Below are 22893 nucleotides of genomic sequence, written 5' to 3'. Positions count from 1 at the left end.
CCGCTGGGCTTCAGCGACGCCTGCAACCCTTCAATTCTACCTTGCCCGGGGCGCCAAAACGGGCTGAACAGCCTCTCACCGGCCAGAAAACAGCCATAGGAGCGGTTTAAACCGGCCGAACAGGGGGGCTATACGCCAGCGGGGGAGTTCGCCGCTCTCCATGCCGCTCATTCAATTTCCAAGATCCGGGGCCGGCCCTACCCGTAGGTGTCCCTCGGACCGCGGCCCTGGACCCGCCGGTAGCCCTTGTTCCAGCGCGGGGCGGCAGGACCGATGACCTGGAGTTTGGTGACCACTCCCTTGCCGAGTTCGGCCTCGAAGCGCGCCAGCAGGGTGCTGCTCAACAAGCGCAGCTGGGTGGCCCACGCGGTCGAGTCGCACCGGACGATGACGGTGGTGTCGGTGAAGCTTTCGGGCCGGCAGTGCGCGGCAATCTCGTCCCCGACCAGCCGGTCCCACTGAGCCATCACGGAGCCGACAGCAACAGGGGAGGCCCAGCCGCGCTCGGCGACCATGCGGCTGACCACTTTGCCGAGTCCGCGGGGGTCGCGTCCGACGTCGGCTGCGGCCACGGGCGCGGACCGCAGCTGCGACCCGTCTTTTCCGGTCCTGCGGCGCGAAGCGGGCGTGCGATGCTCGCCCCGGGCTTTGGCAGCCTCGCGCATCCGGTTCAGCGCTGCTTGTGCAGCATCGATCCGGTCCGGTTCCTTTTCCGGTTCCTTACCGTTGCCCTTCATCGATTCCTCCGGGGACCACCGCAATCCTGCGCCCGTCGAGCTTGTCCGGAATGTCCGCCTCGACGGCGGCCGTCACGAGCACCTGCTCGGCACCCGCAACGATGCCGGCCAGACGCTCGCGGCGCTGGACATCAAGTTCGGCAAACACGTCATCCAGAATCAGCACCGGGGACTGGCCTTCGGCCGGAGCATCCTCCAGGAACACATAATACGAGCCCAGACGGAGCGAAAGGGCCATCGACCAGGTCTCCCCGTGCGAAGCGAATCCGCGTGCCGGTGCACCGCCGAGGATCAGGTCCAGTTCGTCGCGGTGCGGGCCCACCAGCGAAATGCCCCGCTCCAGTTCCCGCCGACGGGCGGCGGCAAAGGCAACCAGATAGCGCTCGGTAAGCTCCGGCACGCTCAGCCCCGCCAGGTCGGCCGCTTCCCCGGCGGTGGCACCTTCGGCGTTGCCGTCATCCGTCAGCGGACCGGACAGCGTCGAACGGTAGTCAATGCGGGCTTCCTTGGGACCTTCGGTGAGTTCCGCGTAGGCCCGGGCGACGTGCGGGCGCAACCGTTCGACCAGGTCCAGGCGGGCACGCAGCAACTGCGCTCCGGCGGCGGCCATGTGCTGGTCCCAAACCTCCAGCGTTGCCTCGTGCCCGGAGGAGAACTTGCCGGCCCGGGCCGATTTCAGCAGGGCGTTGCGCTGCTTGAGCACACGCTCAAAATCGCTGCGGGTAGCCGCATGCCGTGGCAGCAGGCTCACCAACAGATCGTCCAGGAAACGACGACGGTGGGAGGGATCGGATTTCACCAAGGCGAGATCCTCCGGGGCGAAAAGCACTGTGCGGCAGATGCCCAGCAGTTCGCGGGCACGGACCGGGTTGGCCCGGTTGATCCGCCCCCGGTTCGCGCGCCCGGAGTTAATCTCCACCTCAAGCAACGTCTTCTGCGCCCCGCGGACAATCATTGCCCGGATCATGGCCTGCTCCGTGCCGAAGCGCAGCAGCGGCACGTCCGAACTCACCCGATGTGAGCCCAGCGTGGCGAGGTAGCCGATGGCCTCCACGAGGTTGGTCTTGCCGAGGCCGTTGGAACCGACCAGCACCGTAACGCCGGGCCCGAGCTCGACGTCGACTTGTGCGTAACTGCGGAAGTCAGTCAGGGAGAGGTGTTCTACGTACACCGGGGGTCAATCGATTCCTGGCAACTGCTACTTTGCCGGCCTGGTCGCGTGTCCGCCGAACTGGTTGCGCAGGGCGGACACCATCTTCATAGCGGGGGAGTTGTCCTCACGGGAACGGAAACGCGCGTACAGCGCTGCCGTGATCGCCGGGGCAGGAATCGCGTTGGCGATCGCTTCCTCCACCGTCCACCGGCCCTCGCCGGAATCCTCGACATAGTCGTCGATGCTGGCCAGGCCCGGGTCCTCGTCGAGCGCCTTGACCAACAGGTCCAGCAGCCAGGAGCGCACAACTGTGCCCTTTTGCCAGGCGCGGAAGGTGCCCGGGAGATCCTTGACGATGTCCTTCGAGGCAAGCAGCTCGTACCCCTCGGCGTAGGACTGCATCAGCCCGTACTCGATGCCGTTGTGCACCATTTTTGCGTAGTGCCCGGCGCCGACCCCGCCCACGTGGACGAAGCTGTCTTCGCGGACACCCTCGGGACGGAGCGCATCGAAGACGGGCATGGCGCGGCTGATGTATTCCTCATCGCCGCCGGCCATCAGACCGTAGCCGTTCTCCAGCCCCCAAACCCCGCCGGAGACGCCGACGTCGATGAAGCCGATGTTCTTCGAGGCCAGCAGTTCGCCGTGCTTCTGGTCCTCGGTGTAGCGCGAGTTGCCGCCGTCGATGATCAGGTCCCCTTCGCTGGCGAGACCGGCCAGTTCCTGGATGACGCCGTCGGTGATCTCACCGGCAGGCACCATGACCCAGATGACGCGCGGCGCCGGCAGCGCCGCGACGAGTTCCTGCACCGAAGCCACGTCCGCGACATCGGGATTCCGGTCGAAACCGGTCACCTCGAGGCCCGCATTGCGCAGACGGGCCCTCATGTTGAAGCCCATCTTGCCGAGTCCGATCAGACCGATATGCACTGTTGCGCCCTCCTGGCGGTAAAAAAGTGGAAGCTGGGACGGCCTGCTGGCTAGCTCGGAAGCCTCACAGGCATGACCAGGTAGCGGTAGTCGTCCCGGTCCTCGCCGTTGAGTTCGGCCTGCGCCGTGATCATGGCAGGCTTCGGAGCACTGGTGAAGGAGAACCGCACGTACGGCGTCTCAATCACGCTGAGGCCTTCGCTGAGGTAGTGCGGGTTGAAGGCGACGGTGATTTCGTCCCCTTCGAGGTGCGCTTCGAGGGCTTCGGAAGCCTGGGCGTCTTCGCCGGTCCCGGCGTCCAGCGTCAGCTGGCCATCGGTGAAGGCGAGCCGGACGGGAGTGTTGCGCTCGGCGACCAGGGAAACACGCCGGACCGCTTCAACCAGCGCCGTGGTTTCGACCGTGGCATGGATTGGCGTCGAGTCGGGGAAGAGGGAGCGAATCTTCGGATAGTCGCCGTCGACCAGCAACGACGTCGTTCGGCGGCCGCCGCTTTCGAAGCCGATCAGTTCGCTGTCGTCGGAAAACGCGATGTTGATGTCGCCTGAGCCGCCCAGCGTCTTGGCCACCTCGTTGAGCGTCTTCGCTTTGACCAAGGCGCTGGTGGACATGCCCGGAGTGAGTGGCTTCCACGGGACCTCGCGCAGCGCCAGCCGGTAGCGGTCGGTGGCGAGCAGCGTAATCAGGTCATCCTCGATCTCCATCCGGACACCCGTGAGGATGGGAAGTGTGTCGTCCTTGCTGGCAGCGATGATCACTTGCGAGACGGCCTTGGAAAAGGCTTCGCCCGAGATCGTTCCGCTCAATTCCGGGAGCGCGGGCAGCTCCGGGTAGTCGTTCTCAGGCATCGTGGCGAGATTGAACCGGCTGCTGCGGCAGGAGAGCGTGACTTTGGAACCGTCGGTGACGACATCCACCGGCGCAGAGGGCAGGCTGCGGCAGATGTCCGCCAGGAGGCGGCCGGAGACGAGGATCGTTCCCTCTTCGGCAATTTCGGCGGGGATCTCAAGCCGCGCCGAAATTTCGTAGTCAAAACTGGCGAGGCTGACGGTGCCGGCCTCGGCCTTGATGAGCAGGCCGGAAAGCACCGGAACGGGTGGCCGCGGAGACAACGAGCGGGCCGTCCAAGTAACTGCTTCAGCCAGGACGTCCCGATCGACTCTGAACTTCACGGACGAGCCACCTTTCCCTCAATTGTCGGCGCGGTCCACGCAACACTACATCCAGCAGACAGCTTAGCGGCAAGGCCGGCTTCCGCAGGACCGTTGTGGCAGCACCGCGGGTCAGGACGGCAACAGGATCATGTTGTTTGGAAGAACTTCATTTTCTTGGGATTCGTAGTGTTAATAACTGCTGTGGATACTGTGGATAACCCCGTGCTTCGGCGGCCTGGCGGGTCCGCACCCTGTTCATACGTTGTGGTTATCTCTCGTAGCCTGCTGTGAGCTTAAGTGGACAAAAATCCGCGTGATTTCGCGGGTCCACAGGGGAACCAGGAGTTGTTAGACCGGAATGCCCACTTGTTCCCCCTTTTGTCCACAGCCTTGTCCACAGCGGTGATTAACCGCACTTCGGCCCCGCCGCCCAGCGCCTGTTCCTAGGGCTACTGGGCCCGCGCCCCCGGGGCTACTGGGCCCGCTGCTGCTGCTTGATCCGGTTCGTCAGCTCGGTGACCTGGTTGTAGATGGCCCGTCGTTCGGCCATCAGTTCGCGGATCTTCCGGTCGGCGTGGATCACCGTGGTGTGGTCCCGTCCGCCGAGCTCCTGGCCGATCTTGGGCAAGGACATGTCGGTGAGCTCCCGGCACAGGTACATTGCGATCTGCCTCGCCGTGACCAAGGTGCGCGTGCGGGACTTGCTGCACAGTTCCTCAAGGCTGAGCTTGAAGTAGTCGGCCGTCTGGCCAAGGATCTGGGCAGAGGTGATTTCCTCCGCGCCGTCGTCGGTGATCAGGTCCTTGAGGACGAGTTCGGCCAGGGCGACGTCGACCGGCTGGCGGTTCAGGCTTGCGAACGCGGTAACCCGGATCAGGGCGCCCTCCAGTTCGCGGATGTTGGTGGAGATCTTCGACGCGATGTATTCGAGGACATCATCGGGCGCGCTTAGTCCTTCGCCGATGGCCTTCTTACGCAGGATGGCGATGCGGGTTTCCAGCTCGGGAGGCTGGACGTCGGTCAGCAGTCCCCACTCGAACCGGGACCGCATCCGTTCCTCGAAGCCGGAAAGCTGCTTCGGCGGCAGATCCGAGGTGATGACGACCTGCTTGTTGTGGTTGTGCAGTGCGTTGAAGGTGTGGAAGAACTCTTCCTGGGTCGCGTCCTTGCCGGAGAGGAACTGGATGTCGTCAATCAGCAGGATGTCAACGTTGCGGTACAGCTGCTTGAAGCTTGAGCCCTCGTCGTCGCGGATTGAGTTGATGAAGTCGTTTGTGAACTCTTCGGAGTTGACGTAGCGGACACGGATCCCGTTGTAGAGCCGGCGGGCGTAGTGGCCGATGGCGTGCAGCAGGTGGGTCTTGCCCAGACCAGAGTCGCCGTAGATGAAGAGCGGGTTGTACGCCTTGGCCGGGGCTTCCGCGACTGCGACTGCTGCCGCGTGGGCGAAGCGGTTGGATTGGCCGATGACGAACGTGTCGAAGATGTACTTGGGGTTGAGCCGCCCGAACTCCTGCGAGGTGCTTGGCAGCGATGGAGCCGGTTTGAGGACCTGGGTCGGCTCAACCTGCGGTTCGGAGACCGGCTCGGGCCGTTCCTCCACGACGGGCAGCAAATCGGTGTCGACGTCAATGGCGCAGCGGATGTCGTCGCTGAAGACCTGGCGGAGGGCTTGGTCCAACGGCTCCTTCACCTGCGCCTGGAGAACCTCGCGGGTGAGCTCGTTCGGAACCGCGACCAGGAGGGTGCTGCCGAAGAGGCCCTGAGGCTGGGCGAGGATCACAAAGCCGCGTTGCCGCGGGCTGACCCGCTCGTCCTGTTCCAGGATCCTCAGCACCTTGCGCCACGAACTTCCGACGTCGTTGATCTCGTCAGTGCTCACCAATAACCTCTAAACCTTCAACCCGCTGATTCGACGAATCCATAGCCCTGGAACGCATCCATCCACAGAGATATGCACACCCGGTGGAAAACCCGGCACTGTGCAAGCGTAAAGGATGGGATTCGCCGACGATAGCTGGGGTTGCTGCTGTGGAAAAGTGGAGAAGCTTGTGGGTTGATAGGCTTCTCCCACAGCCATTCATCCACAGGTGTGGGGAACGCCGTGGACGGGTGACCCGACGGGCCGGTTTGACTCCTAAGACGCCGCTGGCCTAACGTTGTGAAGTCCTTTGTGTCAATAGTTTGCGCTTCGGCATGCCCGCGTAATGTTCAGGTGGCTGACTCAGTCCCCTGCCCGGGCAGCGGAGCAACTGTGGACACTGAACCTATAGCGCCGGCCTGTTTCTTCCCCCCTGTTGCATCCGGGTGGGCGCATCCTTGATTGTCTTGGAGTAACCACCGTGAGCAAGCGGACCTTTCAGCCGAATAACCGCCGTCGTGCCAAGAAGCACGGCTTCCGCCTTCGCATGCGTACCCGTGCAGGCCGTGCAATTCTTTCCGCACGCCGCGCCAAGGGCCGCACGGAGCTGGCAGCCTAAACAGTCCGACTAGTTCGTTCGCAGTGATCCGACGGTGCTTACCGCCAAAAACCGGATGCGGACCTCGGTCGACTTCTCCACAACTGTACGTTCCGGCGTCCGTAAAGGACGTCGGAACTTAGTGTTATATGCGGCACCTACGGCCGGGCCCGAACCGACCCGTTTTGGTTTTATCGTGGCGAAGACCGTGGGGAACGCAGTGGTGCGCAACCGCGTTAAGAGAAGATTGAGGGAGGCTGCCGCAGGCACCGTTTCGCTGCGGCCGTCCGGCCTCAACGTAGTGGTGCGCGCCCTGCCTGCCTCGGCTGACGCAACCTGGACCGAATTGTGCGCCGACTATGACGCTGCGCTTGCGTCCGCGTTCAAGCGTCTGGACCAGCAGTGATGTCGGAGAGGAGGATGGGCTGGCGATGATTTCTGCTCTTTGGAACCTGCCGCGCAACCTCCTGATCGGTCTGCTGACCGTCTATCGGGCGGTTGTCTCCCCTCTGTATGGTCAGGTGTGCCGGTTTTTCCCCTCATGTTCCGCCTATGCCCTTGAGGCCGTGACTGTGCACGGCGCCGTCCGCGGGAGCTGGCTTGCGGCGAAGCGGTTGGCGCGCTGCAACCCCTGGAACCTCGGCGGCGTGGACCACGTGCCGCACGGCCATCGCCATGACGAGTGGCTGGATCCCGCGGCCACCCCCAAGATTGTTTTGCTGAACCATCCCGTTATCCCGCCGGACATCGACAGCCGGCCGGCGGCCTGAGGAGTAGATAGTGGATCCGATTAGTTTCGTCCTGCAGCCATTTGAATGGTTTGTTTCCTGGATCATGGTGCTCTTCCATGACGGGCTGACCTTCATTGCGCTGCCCGCTGCTTCGGGGTGGACTTGGACACTCTCAATCATCGGCCTGGTGCTGGTCATCCGGGCTGCGCTGATCCCGGTGTTCGTCAAGCAAATCCGCGCGCAGCGGGGAATGCAGCTGCTGCAGCCGGACATGAAGAAGCTGCAGGACAAGTACAAGGGCAAGACCGACCAGCTCTCGCGCCAGGCCATGGCCCAGGAGCAGATGGCCCTGTACAAGAAGCATGGGACCAACCCGTTCTCGGCCTGTCTCCCGATGCTTATCCAGATGCCGTTCTTCTTCTCGCTTTTCCGGGTTCTTTCCGGTATTACGCACGCGAACCAGAACAACACCGGCATCGGTGCCATGAGCCATGCCCAGGTGCAGCAGTTCGACCAGGCGAGCATCTTCGGAGCGCCGCTCTCGGCAACCCTTCTCAACTTCAAGGGTGAAGGCAGCTACACCGCGGTCATCATCCTGTCGGTGTTCATGATCGTCGCGATGACGGCTTCGCAGTTCATCACGCAGAAGCAAATCATGGCGAAGAACATGTCTGACGAGGCGATGGCCAGCCCCTTCATGAAGCAGCAGAAGATGCTGCTCTACGTGCTGCCGCTCGTGTTCGGTATCGGTGGAATCAACTTCCCGATCGGCGTGCTGATTTACTGGACTGTCTCCAACCTGTGGACCATGGGCCAGCAGTTCTACGTGATTCGGCGGATGCCGGCTCCGGGTTCCCCCGCGTACCGCGATTACATGGAACGCCGGGCCAAGAAGGGCCTGCCGGCGGTTCCCCTGCTTGGCGGAAGCAAGAATGCTGAGGTCGTGCCGGAGCCGGTCGACGTCAAGGCCCAGCGCCAGCAGCCCCAGCGCAAGAACAGAAAGAGGAAATGATGTCCTTGGACAGCACTGAAGAGACCTTCACTGAGTCTGACGAAGAGCGCACCACGGAGTCCTCTGCGCCCAGCCGCCTCGAGGAAGAGGGGGACGTCGCGGCGGACTATCTGGAAGAGCTGCTCGATATTGCCGACATCGACGGCGACATTGACATTGAAGTCCGGAACGGCAGGACCTATATCTCGATCGTGGCGGACGACGACGACCCGGCCTTGAAGGCTTTGGTCGGGCGCGACGGTGAGGTGCTCGAAGCTCTGCAGGAACTGACACGGCTCTCCGTGCTCTCCGCCACGGAGAACCGGTCCCGGCTCGTGCTGGACATCACCGGTTACCGCGCCGAGCGCGGGGGCGACCTTCGCCGCATCGCCGAGGACGCCGTCGAGCAGGTACGCGAAGGTGCGGACCGTGTGGCCTTGGCTCCGATGAGCGCTTACGAGCGGAAGATCGTACACGACGCCGTCGCCGAACTAGGATTCGTCAGCGAGTCCGAAGGCGAGGGCTCGGGGCGACACATCGTCGTTTCAGCAGCTGAGTAACCGGCGCCGGCCAGCGGGTCCTCCGGGACCCTTGCCGGTGTTGATCCTTAAGGGAAGAGTGATGGTAGAGCAGACCGCTGCCGAGCTCGCCGCAGCCGAAAAGATTTTCGGTGACCGGCTTGAGCTGGCGCAAAGGTACGTGGAGCACCTGGCGACGTCGGGAACTGAACGGGGCTTGATCGGTCCGCGTGAGGTGCCCCGGCTATGGAGCCGGCACGTTCTCAATTGTGCCGTGGTCGTCGAATACATCGCCAACGGCGCACGGGTGGCCGATGTAGGCAGCGGTGCCGGACTGCCCGGGCTGACCTTCGCCATCGCCCGGCCCGGCCTGCAGATGACCCTGATTGAACCGCTTGAGCGGCGCGTGACGTGGCTCGAAGAGGTCATCATGGATCTGGGTCTGGATAACGTCGACGTTGTCCGCTCCCGTGCCGAGCTGGCCGTCGGAAAAGTCACAGCGGACGTCGTTACCGCGCGAGCAGTCTCCGCTCTGAACAACCTGGTTGGATTGACGATCCCGCTGCTCGACGGCGAGGGCGAGGTCCTGGCGATTAAGGGACGCAGTGCGGCGGAAGAAGTGGAGAAAGCCGCCAAGGTCATCAAGCGGCTGGGCGGAGTCAAGACGGACGTTGTGCTGGCGGGGGAAGGCTTGCTAGAGGAACCCACCACCGTCGTGCGAATCGTCGTTCGCGGCCGTTGATCGGCGCCACGACGGCCGTCTCCCACGGTCGAGGGGCAGCGACCGGATAGGCTAGGAAGCGGCAGCAACGCCAATTGAGAGTGAGTGATCGCAAGTGACCAGCAGTGACGTTTCCGCGCAGCGCATCCCACCGTTCGTCTCCTTGGGTTCCGCAAGGGCCGGAGCGGCGAGCAGCGCGCCCGCGGCCGCCACGGGTCAACCTAAATCGGTTGCTAAGCCCGCAACCGACGATGTTTCACGTGAAACTGGTGCGGCCGCACGCTCCAACGTCATGGACAGCCTGGATGAGAGCAGCCCCATCGCCCAGCAGCTGGCGAGCGAAAGCAAGCGGCGCGAACGCCTTCGCGGCCGACGCTTGCCTCGCCCCTCGAACACCCGCATCCTCACTGTGGCCAACCAAAAGGGTGGTGTTGGGAAGACAACCACGACGGTGAACATTGCGGCAGCTCTGGCCTCGGCCGGGCTTCAGGTGCTGGTGGTGGACATCGACCCGCAAGGCAATGCCTCCACCGCCCTGGGCGTTGAGCACCACGCGGAGGTGGACAGCATCTACGATGTGCTGATCAACGACCTTCCGCTGGGAGACGTGGTCGCCCCCTGTCCCGACGTAGCCAACCTCTTCTGTGCGCCGGCCACTATCCACCTGGCCGGGGCAGAAATCGAGTTGGTGTCTCTGGTGGCGCGTGAACAGCGTTTGCGCCGTGCCCTGGATGTTTATGCCAAGCAGCGGGAAAGTGAGGGCCTCCCGCGCCTCGACTATGTCTTTATTGACTGTCCTCCCAGCCTTGGGTTGCTTACCGTCAACGCTTTCTGTGCCGCGAATGAGGTTCTTATCCCGATCCAGTGCGAGTACTACGCGCTCGAAGGACTGAGTCAGCTCCTCAAGAACATTGAGATGATCCAGAAGCACCTCAATGGTGACTTGGTGGTGTCGACAATCCTGCTGACGATGTACGACGGGCGCACCAACCTCGCCGCTCAGGTGGCCGCCGACGTTCGCGAGCACTTCCCGCAGCAGGTTCTTACCGCAGTTGTACCGCGATCGGTGCGCATCTCCGAAGCTCCGAGCTACCAGCAGACTGTGATGACGTATGATCCCTCATCCACCGGCGCGTTGTCCTACCTTGAAGCGGCCGCTGAGCTAGCCGAACGGTAGACTTCGAGGGGTAAAAGTAGTGCTCTAGCCCGACGATTGTTCCGTCGGGTGCCTTCCTTTGAAAGGGAACTCCATGACCGATAAGCGTCGGGGACTGGGTCGCGGCCTTGGTGCTCTGATCCCAAATTCAGCCTCTGAGACCGATCCCGAGACAGGCGCTCCCGTCGCTCCCGCTTCGAGGCCGGTCGATCTGTTCTTCCCGGAGAACCGGAGGAAGACCGATGCGCGGAACGACGAGGCGCAGGCAGCGGATGCTGTTTCACGTGAAACGCTGGTTGAGGTTCCCGGTGCACGCTTCGCCGAGGTTGGCGTCGCAGATATCCACCCGAACCGTAAACAGCCGCGTTCAGTCTTCGACGAAGATGAGATGTCCGAGTTGGTTCACTCAGTTCGTGAAATCGGCATTCTTCAGCCAGTCGTGGTCCGTAAGTCCGCGGAAAAGGGCGGGGAGTCATACGAACTCGTCATGGGCGAGCGTCGCTGGCGCGCATCTCAAGCCGCTGGACTGGAGACGATCCCAGCGATCATTCGCGACACGCATGATGACAACCTGCTTCGTGATGCCTTGCTCGAGAACCTGCACCGCAGTCAGCTGAACCCGCTGGAAGAGGCCGCCGCCTATCAACAACTGTTGGAGGATTTCGGCACCACCCACGAGGAGCTGGCTGACCGCATCGGTCGGTCGCGTCCTCAGGTGACGAACACTATCCGTCTGCTGAAACTGCCGGCTGTAGTCCAGCGCCGTGTGGCTGCGGGTGTTCTGAGTGCCGGCCATGCGCGCGCGTTGCTGTCCCTGCCTGATACCGATGCGATGGAGCGCCTGGCGCAGCGCATCGTCTCCGAGGGCCTCTCGGTGCGTGCGACGGAAGAAGCCGTTGCGTTCTACGATGACTCGAAGAAGGGCGACAAGCCGAGTGGTCCGAGGCCTGGCGCACGTCATGAGCGCCTTGATTTCCTGGCTACCTCGCTGGCGGACAGGCTGGACACAAACGTGAAGATCACGCTCGGCGCCCGAAAGGGAAAGGTCTCTATCGAGTTTGCATCCGTTGAGGACCTGAACCGCATTATGGGAGTCCTGAATCCGGGGGAGCAGTCCTAACGAGTAGTGGTTTCAGCGCGGCCCTGTTTCACGTGAAACAGGGCCGCCTTTTTGTGCCAACCGTTCGTTACGTTGCCAGTTTGCAGATTACGAAAAGAGCGGTGCCGCAGGCGCACCGTTCGGTTGACCAGGTGGTGTACGGGTTGTGTTGAGCAATGACCACTGATTGAGGTGTTCCTCGGCGCAGGTTGAGGGCGACGCGGGCAAACCGGTGTGACTTGCCCGCCTCCTCGACCACCCGTGGCGGGTACACCTGGACTGAGCTGGTGCCAAGGTCGGCTATCGGTCTGAGGGCGCCTCTGGCTTTGCTCGTAGTGTCGCGCCGCCGAAGGCGCCATTTGCGACGCTGAACCCGTTGGGGCCACGGGCAAGCGGTCCTCGGCGGTGACCGGGTCTGTCCTAGTGCACGGAGGCGTTGCACGTGAAACGGAGTTCCCGCACCCCAGGGTGTGCGGCCCGGCGGGGCGGTATTCAGCACTCGAGTTCCGCGCTCGTGTTTTGGTAGCCCCGCGGACGCCGCGGCGGGGGTGCCCTGGGCGGCCTGTCCCACTCGACCGCAAGGCCGGAGACGGCGGGTGGTCGGTGTGCGGGTCGCGATGCGCTGGTGGCCTCCCGTGTGGTTTGACGTGAACTGAGCTCTGCAGTCTGCAGGTGCTAATGCGGTCCAAGTGATCGTGACCGCATTGGCCTTGCGGTCCGGCCTGTTGCGGCTAGCCCAATCGGCGAGCGGCCCGTCTTGATGCAGGTTTTCGCCGCGCCTGTCCCTGGGTTGGCAACCGAGCGCACACGCCCGCGTTCCCGCGGCTCGGTTTCACGTGAAACAAGAGCGGAGTACGTCACCGAAAATGGCGCGTACGAGGAAGAAGCGCATCTGCGTTCGCTTGTGCGGGCTGCCACGCGCCGGCCCGAGCGCCCGTGCTCGGCGCTACGGCCATTCGTTGAACGGTGGTTCCCTCTGACTGCGCCGGCAGGAAGGAGAGAAGTTGTGGGAAGACGGACCGAATGTGGGCGCGGGCATCGTTCCCAACCACGTGTATTTCCCGGCTCAGCCCGGTGCCGCTTCCGCCCGGTATGGTGCGGCGGGACGTGTCGGGAAGTCGGTGCTGACCGCGTCTGTCGGTTGGCGGGTGATTTCTGTTGATGCGTAGTGAGATCGGCGCTGTGCGGAATGCGCGGCCGTCGTTGCCGAGGGGCGCCCAGTGCTTCAGGTCTGACTTTTAGCGACGGAATCCCGCTCGCGCGGCAGACCGTTTTACGTGAAACCCAGCGACAGCGAGAGGATACGGAGCCAGTCGGCGACCTCGTCGCTAAACGGCGGAAGCCCTCTCGGGCGGGACAAAGATCGATTAGTGCCGCCGGTTGTCGAACGGCGGGCGGTCGCCCTAGGAACGGCAGCCGCCCCGACCGGGTACTCGGCCCGTCGAGATGATCGTGGCCGCTGCTTCGAGGGATAGAAGTCAGTCTGTACGATCCGGGATGCGCCCAAAGTGCTCCGTAGGCTGCAAAAGGGCTCGACCGAGAGGATCAACCTGGGGATAACTAGGAGCCGTAATACACAGTCTGGGGAAAGGTCTGTGGAAAGGAAAGCAAAAGACCCCTGTTTCACGTGAAACAGGGGTCATTCGCCGGCTTAAGGATCCTCAGGAGTCGCCAGGAGGGTTGTAGCGCATGACATCTTCAACGCGCATGGTCCCCGTCGCCTGCTCATCATCTTCGAGCAGGAAGAGGCGCTGAAGCCCAATCATGACGGCATGCGCGATGACCTCCTGCGACGTAGGGTCAGTGAGCAAGTCCGAGTCATGTGGGCTGCTGAGGTAGCCGAGGTCGACGCAGAGCGACGGCATCGAAGCAATACGGAGGATGTCCCACGAACGCCCGTGTGTTCCGAGGTCGGTCATCCCGGTTCTCGCGACCAGCTCACGGTGAATGATCCCAGCGGCGCGCTCTCCGATGGCCGAGCGAGCGTCACCGGTGGCGCCGTCTCCCCAGTAGAAGGAAGCAGTGCCTTGGGCAGCGGGGTTGGAGTGCCATTCACACTGCAGAGTGAGATTGATGCCGGCACCGCTCGCGCCAATGCGGGAAACCCGTTCTGCAAGGGTGGGCTGCTCCTCTGCATCCCTGCTCAGGATCGCGCGGGCACCAAACGCCCGGAGAGCATCAGCCAAGCGCTGTGCGATACGGAACGTCTCCCGGGTGCCGTCCACAGCTGTCCCATAGGACCGGGCGGCGGGAGCGGGGTCTATCGAAATCACGCGCCCATGTAGGGCGGAACTGGCCTGCTGCAGCCGTTCGTAATCGCGGAGCGAGAAAGCTTTGCTCGGGGTGAGCGTACGGTTCACTCTGGCGAGGGCGCCGATAGTCTCCGAATCGCACGCCCCGCTGACCGGCAGACCGAGATTTTGCTGCAGTTCGCTGACCGCGAGTGAGGTGCGCTGGCCAAACTCGCCGTCGATGTGCCCGTAATAGAAGCCCAGGTGGGAAAGCTGGCGTTGCAGCTCCGCTACGTCGTCACCACGAAGCCGATGTGCGATCTCCTCGTGAAGGGACAGGACACGGTCACCAAGCTGAAACTGCGCTTCGGTCAGCGCGCGTTCCGTCTCCCCGCCGACCACTCCGTCAACAATGAGGCCCCTAAGCTGTTGGAAAGCACGTACCGCGGCATCCACGTGGTCGTCGAAGGCCGCCGGATTCTCGACCGTCTCGGGAGCCAGGTAGGAAACAGAAACGCCGGCGCGGAGCAACCTCTCGCGGAGGGTTACCACGCGCCGGCCGACAGCGCCTCGCTGGAGGACTCTGCCTTCATACTGATCGGTCACAGGCTCAGCTGAGGTAGTCAGCGAATTCCTTCTCGAAGAACTGCTTCGGCTTAGCGCCCACCACAGAGATCTTCTTCTCGCCGCCCTGGAAAAGGTAGACGGCGGGAATGGAGGTGATGCCGAACTCCGAGGCAACCCGGGGGTTGTCGTCCACGTTCACCTTCACAACTTCGATCTTGTCAGAGTACTCCGACGCGATTTCATCGAGGATCGGTGACAGCTTGCGGCAAGGACCGCACCATTCCGCCCAGAAATCGACGATGACAGGCTTTTCGGCCTTGAGGACGTCAGCCTCGAAGGAGGAGTCGGTCACATCCTTGGCGTTGCTCATAGCTTTTCCTTCCGTTGATATTGGCTTCAGATGCCCGGCTGCTGGACTTGCCGCTCGTCGACGAGGTAATGCTCGACGTCGAGGGCGGCAACGCAGCCGGAGCCGGCGGCAGTGATCGCCTGGCGGTAGGTTGGATCTACGACATCTCCGGCGGCGAAAACGCCGGGGATGCTGGTGCGCGAGGAGCGTCCCTCGACAGCGATTGTGCCCTCGGCGGTGAGATCCAGGACGCCGCGGAACAGATCCACGCGTGGGTCGTTGCCAATTGCCACAAACACGCCAGTCACCGGGAGAGCGCTTTCCAAGCTATCCTCGCGGCTCCTAAGGCGCAGGCCGCTCACCTTGTCCTCGCCGTCGATGCCGATTACTTCGGCGTTCCAGACAAAGGAGATCTTTTCGTTAGCGAAGGCGCGCTCCTGCATGATCTTGGAGGCCCGCAGCGTGTCACGACGGTGTACGACCGTGACCGAGCGGGCGAACTTGGTGAGGAAGAGTGCCTCCTCCATGGCGGAGTCGCCGCCCCCCACCACGGCAATGTCCTGATCCTTGAAGAAGAAGCCGTCGCAGGTTGCGCACCAGCTGACCCCGTGGCCGGACAGACGCTTCTCATCCGGCAGGCCGAGCTCCCGGTAAGCCGAACCGGTCGAGACGATGACCGAGCGTGCCTGGAAGACCTCGCCGGTGGCGATCGTGACGGACTTGACGGCTCCGGAAAGATCGACAGAGGTGACGTCGTCGAAGAGGATCTCAGTGCCGAATCGCTCGGCCTGCTTCTGGAACTGTTCCATCAGATCGGGGCCGAGGATGCCGTCGGGGAAACCCGGGAAGTTTTCGACGTCCGTGGTGTTCATAAGTTCGCCGCCGGCAGTCACGGAACCGGCGATGAGCAGCGGCTTCAGGTTCGCCCGGGCCGTGTAGACCGCCGAAGTGTAGCCCGCCGGGCCGGAACCGATAATGATGACGTCGCGTACATCTGACGTCCCTACCTGGGTGCTCACGTAGACGAGTGCCTTCCTTGCTTGATCTGGTCACGGCTCGGGTGCCGGACCACTACACACAACGGGTTCGCTGTGGGGGATATTCCGCCGTCCGCGGCCGCGGGCGTTCAAGCCCGGGACGCTACTGGACCTTGACCTCCGCGATCCGCAGGCCGAAGGGGTATTGGGTCAGCGGGTTCTGCAGCTTCGGAAGCTGGGTGACATTGATGATCACGTACTGCCCCTTGGCCGACGGGGAGACGGGCAGCGTGATCTCCGGAGCGGTGAAGCTGTTCCGTGCCACTTCCTTGGCGCCGTCGAGGGAAGGCTTGTCGTTGACGAGGATCGAGAACGAGCCGCCGCTGCCTCCCAGCTGGCTGATGGCCACGCTGCTGATGTCGGACGGCTGCTTGAGTTGGATGGCAACCACGAGGTTCTTGGCGAAGCCCCCAAAGTCCGCCGAGGCGAATTCGAGCTTGGACCAGTACGACGCCGGGTTCCCGTCGATCATCTTGGGCAGCTCGCCGTCGAACTGGGAGTAAATGTCGGTGCCGGGCGTCGGGATCCGGGATGCACTGACTATCTCGGGTGCGACGGTGGGCTTGGCCGGCGCCGAGGTGGGCGCAGCGCTCTGGGGACCGGCCGCCGCCGACTGAGTCTGCTGGGGAGCCGAGGGCCCGTTGCTCGCAGCGGTGTTGTTGCCGGAGAAAAGGGAGCCAAGGTTCGTGAACGCAAAGACCAGGGCGGCGACAAGGATGACGCCGATGATTCCGCCCACGAGCCACCGGCGGGACCGCGGCTCGGCATCGGGATCGGTGACGTAATCATCCTCGGTGTCGTCGAACATCGGCTGCGCGCTGCGGGCGGAGGCCGGGAAATTCGAGGCCTTGCGCGGAGCATCGCCAGCCTCGGGGGGATAGCCGGTGGAGTCGTACTCGTCGTTGGACCAGAGAGTAACCTTCGGCTTCTCTGCCGGGGGCGCCTGCTGCGGCACCGGTCGGCTGGCCTCGGTGGGATCCGGCACGCGGGGAGCTGCGGCGGTGGGTGCCTCCGCCGGGCGTCCAACCTGCTGGGCGGGAGGCGCAGTCTGCTGGTAGGAAGCCTGCCTGAAGGCCGCGGGTTCAGCCTGGGCTGGCGCCGGAGCCGGCTGCGGAGGTGCGGGAGGCGCCGGAAGCCGGGAAGCGGCGGCACCCCCGGCTGCGGCGGCGGCCGCTCCAGCGGCCCCGGCGGCCGGCCCGGACTGCTGTCCGGAGCGGGATGCCTCGGTGCGGCCCCTGCCGAAACGCTCGAGGAAGGACGGGCGGTCCTCCTCTTCCTCGTCGGCGTAGTCGTCTTCGTAGATTTCAGGTTCAGTCGAGCGCGGTTCGCCGAAGATCTCGCTGCCGAGCGTGTCGGTGAAGAACGGCTCCACATAGGGAGGGTTGTCCACGACGATGAGGTCCAGCAGGTCCGCTGCGGAGGCATGATTGGTGATGAGGTAGGTCGTTCCGTCACTGACCCCCAGGTCCAGGATCTGCATGGTCCCGGGTCGTTCGCCGGTGGCAACTTCCCGGGCGCTTTGCGAGACCTGGCTCGCGTTCGACGGGCCGGCCACAAGAATGCTCACCGGTCGATTCAGAACCTGATCCACACCGTCGAGCACGAGGTCCTGGTCGTGGGAGACCAACACCTGCTCGGTCACTTTGTACCGCCCGCCGAGCACGGAGCCGACGTCGATAGGGTGGGCCACGGGTTTCCTCCTTGCCAGTGCGGTTGCCTGGGCGTACCGCAAAATGACGACCTGCGTTAGCTATTGATCCTAGCCGATGCGCGTGCGGATCCCTTGATTCAACGGTGCCGGGGGGCTAGTGCCGGCCCCCGGTCCGGGGCGCTCCCTGGTTGGTGCGGCGCCCCGGAAGGGGCGGCTGCTGCCGCCGTCCGGAGCGGCGGCGCGGGGCGGCTTCCACGGCCGCCTCGTCCTCGCGGCCCCCGGCGAACATGGGCACCTGCGTCTGCGAGAGGGTCGGCAGTTGCGCGGTGAGGTCGCTTGGTTCGGCCCGTCTGCGCTGCGACGGGACCGCCGGTACCCCGGAGACCGGCTCTTCGCCGGCCGTCCCGCGGCGGCGGAACCTCGCCAGCAGCGGCCCTGCGAGCTGCTCGAATTCACGTACCCGCAGCGCCTTCAGCGCGACCACGTAGACCGCGAGCATGGCTGTTCCGGTCACTGCAATGATGGCCAGCACAAGAAGGTTGCCGGAGAACCCGCCCGTGGTGCGCCAGAGCAGGCCGTCCGGGCGGTAGCTCCCGAAGAGCCACAGGATACCCATTCCGGCGGCAGCGGAGATGGTGGCCGCTGCTGCGATGCGCAGGTGAGCCGGGAGGACGACGTCGCCGTCGAGGTGCCCGAGGAGGCGGCGAAGATATCCCGCGCTGATGATCACGCTCAGGATGTTGCCGGCCGCGTACAGCGCGGCGATGCCGAAAACGATCCAGTGCACCGGAAGCAGGGAGGCAGCGAAAGCACCAACGATGTTGAACCCGGCCAGCCACAGCTGGATCCGGAACGGAGTGCGGGCATCCTCGTTGGCGTAGAACACTCTTGCCATCATGAAGTTTGCGCTCATGAAGGGGGTGCTGAGGGCCAGGATGACCAGCGTCTGGCCCACGAGCGTCGCACCCGTTGTGGCGCCGTTGGTGAACAACTTCCCGAGCGGGCCCGAGAGCACCATGAGGGCGACGGCGCCGAAGATGGTGGCGACGGCCATGGTCCGCAGGCCCTGCGAGAACGTGCTGCGCAATTCGCGTCGGTCGCCGTTCTGGGATGCGTGCGACATCCTGTTGAACAGGACGGTGGCCAGCGACAGCGCAATGATGGAGTGCGGCAGGATGTACAGCTGGGTGGCCGCGTCGAGCACGCCCTGGCCGGCGATGCCCGCGGCCGCTGCATGCTGGCCGGCCTCGTCCAGGCGCTGGCGTTCGGCGCCCGGGATGCTCGCCACCTTCATCATGTACAAAAACGTTCCCTGGCCGACGACGGCGGTCAGCAGGGTCCAGATGCCCAGCTTGGCGGCCTGCCCCAGGCCCACGCCCCGCCAACCGAAGCGGGGCCGCAGGCCCAGCCGCAGCTTACGCACCGGGAGCACGAGCAGCAGTGTCTGCACCACGACGCCGAGGCTTGCCGTCCCCGCCACCAGGAGCGTCTGCGCCGGCGTCCAGCTTTCGATGGTGTGCGGGTGCTGCTTGTAGCTGCCCATGGTCACCAGGAAGAAGACCAGGCCCGCGATGGCGACAAGGTTGTTCACGATGGGCGCCCACATGGCGGCCACGAAGGAGCCGTGGGCGTTGAGGACCTGCGTCAGCAGGGCGTACAGGCCGTAGAAGAAGATCTGCGGCAGCACGATGAACCCGAACGCCGTCGCCAGCCCCAGCTGCGAATCCGAGTAGCCCTGCGTGGTCAGTCGGATGACCAGCGGAGCGCCGGCGGTGACCAGGACCGTCAGGGCCGCCAGGATCAGCACGGCCAGCGTCAGCAGACGGCTGACGTAGTCCGCGCCCCGGTCCGGGCTGCGGCTGGCCTTGATGATTTGCGGGACGAGCACGGCGTTGAAGACACCGCCGGCCACCAACAGGAAGATGAGGTTGGGCAGGTTGTTGGCATTGACGAAGGTGTCCGTGACCGTCGCGTCCGCGCCGAGTGCTGCGAGCAGCAGGAAGCTTTTGACGAAACCGAGGACGCGGGAAAGCAGCGTTCCGGCGGCCATGAAGGCGCTCGAACGCACGTCGCCGCGTGTACCCGTTTTTGTTGACATCGCTCTCATGCTCTCACCCGGTGCTGCCCTCCCGAAGGAGGCGGCTCAGAGATAGTCGGGGAGAACATCCCTCGCCAGGTCGGCAATGCGCCGCTCGTTGGGGAAGGACAATCTCTTGGCCAGGTCCTCGATCTTCACCCAGGCGACGTCGACGGCCTCGGCGTCGGGGTCGTTCTCGATGGTCAGTTCGCCGCCCGTGGCGCGGAGCAGGAAATGGTGCACGGTCTTGTGCACCCGGTGGCCGCTGACGGTGAACCAGTAGTCAATGGAGCCCAGGGGTGCCAGGATGTGCCCGTCAATCCCGGTTTCCTCGGCAATCTCCCGGATGGCCGCTTCCTGGTTGTTCTCGTTCCCCTCGGGGTGGCCCTTGGGCAAGCACCATTCCAGCCGGCCTCCGCGGTTCAGCCGGGCGATGATCGCGACCCGCAGCTCGTCATCGGAGGTATCGACGATCACGCCTCCGGCCGAGATTTCCTCCACGGTCGGCATGATTGAATGGCCCGCAGGCGCGACGTGGCCGCCAATTGCCGAGGGCAATGGCGTACGCTTCGGCGCACTCGGTACGGGATGGGCCATGAGGTCCACTCTAACCACCTTTGCCCGGCGTTGATGATCCTTCGGCGGGACCCGCGGAGGCGGACAATCCTCGCTCCGAAAATCTGGCACGCTTAAGGAACTATGCACCAGAGACTGGAACGATCCGCCGTCAGCCCCGTCGTCATTGAACTCGGGAAGCTCTTCGTGGACGCCGGGTACGAGCTGTCGCTGGTCGGCGGTCCGGTGCGCGACATCTTCCTTGGCAGGACCTCGCCCGACCTGGATTTCACCACCAACGCGACACCGGATGAGACGATCGCCGTCATTAAACGGTGGGCGGATGCCTACTGGGAGATCGGGCGTGACTTCGGCACCATTGGGCTGCGCCGCGACGGCTTCCAGATTGAAGTCACAACCTACCGCGCCGAGGCCTACGACCAGGACTCCCGCAAGCCGACCGTCGCGTTCGGCTCCTCGCTGCACGATGACCTGCAGCGGCGCGACTTCACCATCAATGCCATGGCGCTCCGCCTGCCCGGACTCGAACTCGAGGACCCGTTCGGCGGCGCCCGCGACCTGCACGCCGGGGTGCTCAGGACGCCGTCATCGCCCGAGGAGTCCTTTTCTGATGACCCGTTGCGGATGATGCGTGCCGCGCGCTTCGCCTCCCAGCTGGGGGTCCGCGTGCACGAGGATGTGCGCCGGGCGATGACGGACATGGCCGAGAGGATCTCCATCATCTCCGCCGAGCGGGTCCGCGACGAACTCGTCAAGCTGGTGTGCGGCAGCCGCCCCCGCGCCGGAATCGACCTGCTGGTGGAAACCGGCCTTGCCGACCGGGTGCTGCCGGAGGTGTCGGCCCTCCGGCTCGAGGTGGACGAGCACCACCGGCACAAGGACGTTTACCAGCATTCGCTCCAGGTGCTCGAACAGGCGGCAGGGATGGAAACGGACGCCGCGGGTCCGGTGCCGGGCCCCGACTTCATCCTCCGTTTCGCCGCCCTGATGCATGACGTCGGCAAGTCCGCCACCCGCCGCTTCGAGGCCGGCGGCGCCGTGAGCTTCCGCCACCACGACGTGGTGGGCGCGAAGATGACGGCGAAGCGGATGAAGGCGCTCCGCTTCGACAACGACACAATCAAGGCGGTAGCGCGGCTGGTGGAGCTGCACATGCGCTTCTATGGTTACGGCGAAGCGGGCTGGACGGACTCGGCGGTGCGCCGGTACGTGACGGACGCCGGGCCTCAGCTCGAACGACTGCACCGGCTTACCCGCTCGGACGTGACCACCCGCAACCAGCGCAAGGCGGACCGGCTGTCCTTTGCCTACGACGACCTCGAGGCGCGGATCGGCGAACTCGCCGCCCAGGAGGAACTGGCGTCCATCCGTCCGGACCTCGACGGCGGCCGGATCATGGAGCTGCTGAGCATCCGTCCCGGGCCCGTCGTTGGCCGCGCCTACAACTTCCTGCTTGAAGAGCGGATGGAGCACGGGCCGCTCGGAGCGGAGCAGGCGGAGCAGCGGTTGCTGGCATGGTGGGCCGAACAGGACGCTGAACTAAAGGAGAACAAGTGAGCCACGCACCCGTATCCCGCCCGCAGTTGTGGGTCCTTCGCCACGGAGAGACGGAATGGTCCAAGAGCGGTCAGTACACCGGACTGACGGACCTTCCCTTGACCGTCGACGGCGAGCACCAGGCCGCAGCGGCGCGGCAGACGCTGGAGAACGTGGATTTCGACCTGGTGCTGACGTCCCCGCTGCGCCGTGCTCGCCGCACGGCTGAACTCGCCGGCTACCCGGACGCCGTCGTCGAACCGCGCGCGCACGAATGGGACTACGGCGACTACGAGGGCATCAGTTCGGATCTGATCCGCAAGGACAACCCGGACTACCTCATCTGGACGCACGGCGTGCCAAACGGCGAAAGCCTCGACCAGGTGGCGGCCCGCGCCGACGGCATCATCGAGCGCGTGCTGACCTCCGGCGCGGACAACGTGCTGCTCGTGGCCCACGGACATTTCCTCCGCGTGCTGACCGCACGCTGGCTCCGGCTCGCCGCCGCCGACGGCCGCCACTTCATCCTCGGCACCGGGAAAGTCTGCACCCTGGGCTGGGACAAGAAGACCCCCGCCGTGCTTTCCTGGGGCCTGTAGGACCGAAGACCGACCTGCCCGCAAACCGAGCTATCAGCGCCGCACCGCAGTCCTGATCGGCGTGTCGCGCCCACTACACGCGGGTTTCGGCACTAAAAAGCGGAATTGTCGGGAATTATCTCTGGAATTCCCGCGAATGCGCAGGTTATAGTGCTTCTGGAGCTCGTGGCAATCGCCCGAGTCGAAGCGCATATCGAAGAAAAGGAGGTGGGGAAATGTTCACAAGGATTACCGGCCGCATTGCCGATGCCATCGCCCCGGCCTCCGCTGTCTCAACGCGCTGATTCACTGCCGATAGACCGGCAACCACCCGCAGCACGCGACATTTCCGGCACTTTTCCGTGCCCGGAGGCCCTTTCGATTACGTGAGGCTTCCCGCTGTACCACTTCAGCTTTCCGCACTCCGGCGCGCCCTTCGGCGCTTCCGGCCGTCCCGCCATTCCCCGAAAGGAGGTGCTCCGCCATGACCCGTAACCTGAAGGAATCCCTGACGTTCTGGAGAAAGGAAAGAACGTCCATTGATTTCCACCGCCTGGAACAGGCGAAGGAGAAAATCGTCAACGATCTCTACGGTTCCGGCCACGTGCGCTAATTGCCCGGGGGGCTATGTGCCGCCGCCAT

The 22893-nt window shown here is 64.2% G+C and carries 22 protein-coding genes; 11 read left to right on the top strand and 11 right to left on the bottom strand.

Going from position 1 to position 22893, the window contains the following annotated elements:
* Nucleotides 1–197: 197 nt before the first annotated feature.
* The 5 genes from KIH31_RS17200 to dnaA all read right to left on the bottom strand — a co-directional run bounded on the left by KIH31_RS17200 (nt 198) and on the right by dnaA (nt 5856).
* The gene (locus tag KIH31_RS17200; RefSeq protein WP_214428359.1) at nt 198–737 is read right to left on the bottom strand and encodes a DUF721 domain-containing protein; all 540 of its coding nucleotides are present in this window, start codon (nt 735–737) and stop codon (nt 198–200) included.
* On the bottom strand, nt 721–1908 hold the full coding sequence (gene recF, locus KIH31_RS17195; RefSeq protein WP_214428358.1) for a DNA replication/repair protein RecF: 1188 nt from the start codon (nt 1906–1908) through the stop codon (nt 721–723). The genes KIH31_RS17200 and recF overlap by 17 nt, the downstream gene beginning before the upstream one ends.
* Nucleotides 1909–1935: 27 nt before the next feature.
* Nucleotides 1936–2820 carry a phosphogluconate dehydrogenase (NAD(+)-dependent, decarboxylating) gene (gnd, locus tag KIH31_RS17190; RefSeq protein ID WP_214428357.1) on the bottom strand — a complete coding sequence of 295 codons (885 nt, stop codon included), beginning with the start codon at nt 2818–2820 and terminating at the stop codon, nt 1936–1938.
* Between the two features lie 50 nt (nt 2821–2870).
* Entirely contained in the window at nt 2871–3992 is a 1122-nt protein-coding gene (gene dnaN / locus KIH31_RS17185; RefSeq protein WP_214428356.1) for a DNA polymerase III subunit beta, read from the bottom strand.
* Between the two features lie 454 nt (nt 3993–4446).
* Entirely contained in the window at nt 4447–5856 is a 1410-nt protein-coding gene (gene dnaA, locus KIH31_RS17180) for a chromosomal replication initiator protein DnaA (RefSeq protein WP_214428355.1), read from the bottom strand.
* 460 nt (nt 5857–6316) lie between these two features.
* Here dnaA and rpmH point away from each other — a divergent pair, with 460 nt between their 5' ends.
* The 8 genes from rpmH to KIH31_RS17140 all read left to right on the top strand — a co-directional run bounded on the left by rpmH (nt 6317) and on the right by KIH31_RS17140 (nt 11670).
* Nucleotides 6317–6454 (top strand): 50S ribosomal protein L34, encoded by a 138-nt coding sequence (gene rpmH / locus KIH31_RS17175; RefSeq protein ID WP_214428354.1) that lies wholly within the window; start codon nt 6317–6319, stop codon nt 6452–6454.
* Between the two features lie 55 nt (nt 6455–6509).
* Nucleotides 6510–6839: a ribonuclease P protein component gene (rnpA, locus tag KIH31_RS17170; RefSeq protein ID WP_250546177.1), complete on the top strand. Its 330-nt coding sequence runs from the start codon at nt 6510–6512 to the stop codon at nt 6837–6839.
* Between the two features lie 25 nt (nt 6840–6864).
* Nucleotides 6865–7203 carry a membrane protein insertion efficiency factor YidD gene (gene yidD, locus KIH31_RS17165; protein WP_250546176.1) on the top strand — a complete coding sequence of 113 codons (339 nt, stop codon included), beginning with the start codon at nt 6865–6867 and terminating at the stop codon, nt 7201–7203.
* A 64-nt stretch (nt 7204–7267) separates the two neighbouring features.
* Entirely contained in the window at nt 7268–8176 is a 909-nt protein-coding gene (gene yidC / locus KIH31_RS17160; RefSeq protein ID WP_214428380.1) for a membrane protein insertase YidC, read from the top strand.
* Nucleotides 8176–8715, top strand: coding sequence for a R3H domain-containing nucleic acid-binding protein (locus tag KIH31_RS17155; RefSeq protein WP_214428381.1), 540 nt, complete (start codon nt 8176–8178; stop codon nt 8713–8715). The genes yidC and KIH31_RS17155 overlap by 1 nt, the downstream gene beginning before the upstream one ends.
* Before the next feature lie 61 nt (nt 8716–8776).
* On the top strand, nt 8777–9415 hold the full coding sequence (gene rsmG, locus KIH31_RS17150) for a 16S rRNA (guanine(527)-N(7))-methyltransferase RsmG (RefSeq protein WP_214428351.1): 639 nt from the start codon (nt 8777–8779) through the stop codon (nt 9413–9415).
* A 94-nt stretch (nt 9416–9509) separates the two neighbouring features.
* Nucleotides 9510–10571, top strand: coding sequence for a ParA family protein (locus tag KIH31_RS17145; RefSeq protein ID WP_307857692.1), 1062 nt, complete (start codon nt 9510–9512; stop codon nt 10569–10571).
* A 73-nt stretch (nt 10572–10644) separates the two neighbouring features.
* Nucleotides 10645–11670, top strand: coding sequence for a ParB/RepB/Spo0J family partition protein (locus KIH31_RS17140; RefSeq protein WP_214428350.1), 1026 nt, complete (start codon nt 10645–10647; stop codon nt 11668–11670).
* Nucleotides 11671–13310: 1640 nt separating this feature from the next.
* On the opposite strand, the gene KIH31_RS17135 is transcribed toward KIH31_RS17140, so the two are convergent.
* The 6 genes from KIH31_RS17135 to KIH31_RS17110 all read right to left on the bottom strand — a co-directional run bounded on the left by KIH31_RS17135 (nt 13311) and on the right by KIH31_RS17110 (nt 20119).
* Nucleotides 13311–14486, bottom strand: coding sequence for an N-acetylmuramoyl-L-alanine amidase (locus KIH31_RS17135; RefSeq protein ID WP_214428349.1), 1176 nt, complete (start codon nt 14484–14486; stop codon nt 13311–13313).
* A 4-nt stretch (nt 14487–14490) separates the two neighbouring features.
* Nucleotides 14491–14817 carry a thioredoxin gene (gene trxA / locus KIH31_RS17130; protein ID WP_214428348.1) on the bottom strand — a complete coding sequence of 109 codons (327 nt, stop codon included), beginning with the start codon at nt 14815–14817 and terminating at the stop codon, nt 14491–14493.
* A 26-nt stretch (nt 14818–14843) separates the two neighbouring features.
* Nucleotides 14844–15815 (bottom strand): thioredoxin-disulfide reductase, encoded by a 972-nt coding sequence (trxB, locus tag KIH31_RS17125; RefSeq protein WP_214428347.1) that lies wholly within the window; start codon nt 15813–15815, stop codon nt 14844–14846.
* 121 nt (nt 15816–15936) lie between these two features.
* Nucleotides 15937–17523: an ABC transporter substrate-binding protein gene (locus tag KIH31_RS17120; RefSeq protein ID WP_214428346.1), complete on the bottom strand. Its 1587-nt coding sequence runs from the start codon at nt 17521–17523 to the stop codon at nt 15937–15939.
* A 115-nt stretch (nt 17524–17638) separates the two neighbouring features.
* On the bottom strand, nt 17639–19552 hold the full coding sequence (gene murJ, locus KIH31_RS17115; RefSeq protein WP_374224898.1) for a murein biosynthesis integral membrane protein MurJ: 1914 nt from the start codon (nt 19550–19552) through the stop codon (nt 17639–17641).
* 75 nt (nt 19553–19627) lie between these two features.
* Entirely contained in the window at nt 19628–20119 is a 492-nt protein-coding gene (locus KIH31_RS17110; RefSeq protein ID WP_214428344.1) for an NUDIX hydrolase, read from the bottom strand.
* A gap of 141 nt (nt 20120–20260) precedes the next feature.
* On the opposite strand from KIH31_RS17110, the gene KIH31_RS17105 reads away from it, so the two are divergent.
* From KIH31_RS17105 to KIH31_RS18350, 3 genes are all read left to right on the top strand, one after another.
* Complete coding sequence (locus tag KIH31_RS17105) at nt 20261–21694, top strand: CCA tRNA nucleotidyltransferase (RefSeq protein WP_214428343.1); 1434 nt, start codon at nt 20261–20263, stop codon at nt 21692–21694.
* On the top strand, nt 21691–22272 hold the full coding sequence (locus tag KIH31_RS17100) for a histidine phosphatase family protein (RefSeq protein ID WP_214428342.1): 582 nt from the start codon (nt 21691–21693) through the stop codon (nt 22270–22272). The genes KIH31_RS17105 and KIH31_RS17100 overlap by 4 nt, the downstream gene beginning before the upstream one ends.
* A 463-nt stretch (nt 22273–22735) precedes the next feature.
* Complete coding sequence (locus tag KIH31_RS18350; RefSeq protein ID WP_284676044.1) at nt 22736–22864, top strand: hypothetical protein; 129 nt, start codon at nt 22736–22738, stop codon at nt 22862–22864.
* Nucleotides 22865–22893: the final 29 nt, after the last annotated feature.

This window comes from Paenarthrobacter sp. DKR-5 (assembly GCF_018531425.1).
In the GTDB taxonomy this organism is placed as follows: domain Bacteria; phylum Actinomycetota; class Actinomycetes; order Actinomycetales; family Micrococcaceae; genus DKR-5.
Note: the sequence above shows the minus strand (reverse complement) of the source record. Positions and strands in the feature narration are given on the sequence as shown.

What these genes read in the sequence shown, in the direction of transcription:
- KIH31_RS17200 (WP_214428359.1), bottom strand. Translation starts at nt 737, where the DNA reads ATGAAGGGCAACGGTAAGGAACCGGAAAAGGAACCGGACCGGATCGAT.
- rnpA (WP_250546177.1), top strand. Translation starts at nt 6,510, where the DNA reads ATGCGGACCTCGGTCGACTTCTCCACAACTGTACGTTCCGGCGTCCGT.
- yidD (WP_250546176.1), top strand. Translation starts at nt 6,865, where the DNA reads ATGATTTCTGCTCTTTGGAACCTGCCGCGCAACCTCCTGATCGGTCTG.
- yidC (WP_214428380.1), top strand. Translation starts at nt 7,268, where the DNA reads ATGGTGCTCTTCCATGACGGGCTGACCTTCATTGCGCTGCCCGCTGCT.
- KIH31_RS17155 (WP_214428381.1), top strand. Translation starts at nt 8,176, where the DNA reads ATGTCCTTGGACAGCACTGAAGAGACCTTCACTGAGTCTGACGAAGAG.
- rsmG (WP_214428351.1), top strand. Translation starts at nt 8,777, where the DNA reads ATGGTAGAGCAGACCGCTGCCGAGCTCGCCGCAGCCGAAAAGATTTTC.
- KIH31_RS17140 (WP_214428350.1), top strand. Translation starts at nt 10,645, where the DNA reads ATGACCGATAAGCGTCGGGGACTGGGTCGCGGCCTTGGTGCTCTGATC.
- trxA (WP_214428348.1), bottom strand. Translation starts at nt 14,817, where the DNA reads ATGAGCAACGCCAAGGATGTGACCGACTCCTCCTTCGAGGCTGACGTC.
- KIH31_RS17105 (WP_214428343.1), top strand. Translation starts at nt 20,261, where the DNA reads ATGCACCAGAGACTGGAACGATCCGCCGTCAGCCCCGTCGTCATTGAA.
- KIH31_RS18350 (WP_284676044.1), top strand. Translation starts at nt 22,736, where the DNA reads ATGACCCGTAACCTGAAGGAATCCCTGACGTTCTGGAGAAAGGAAAGA.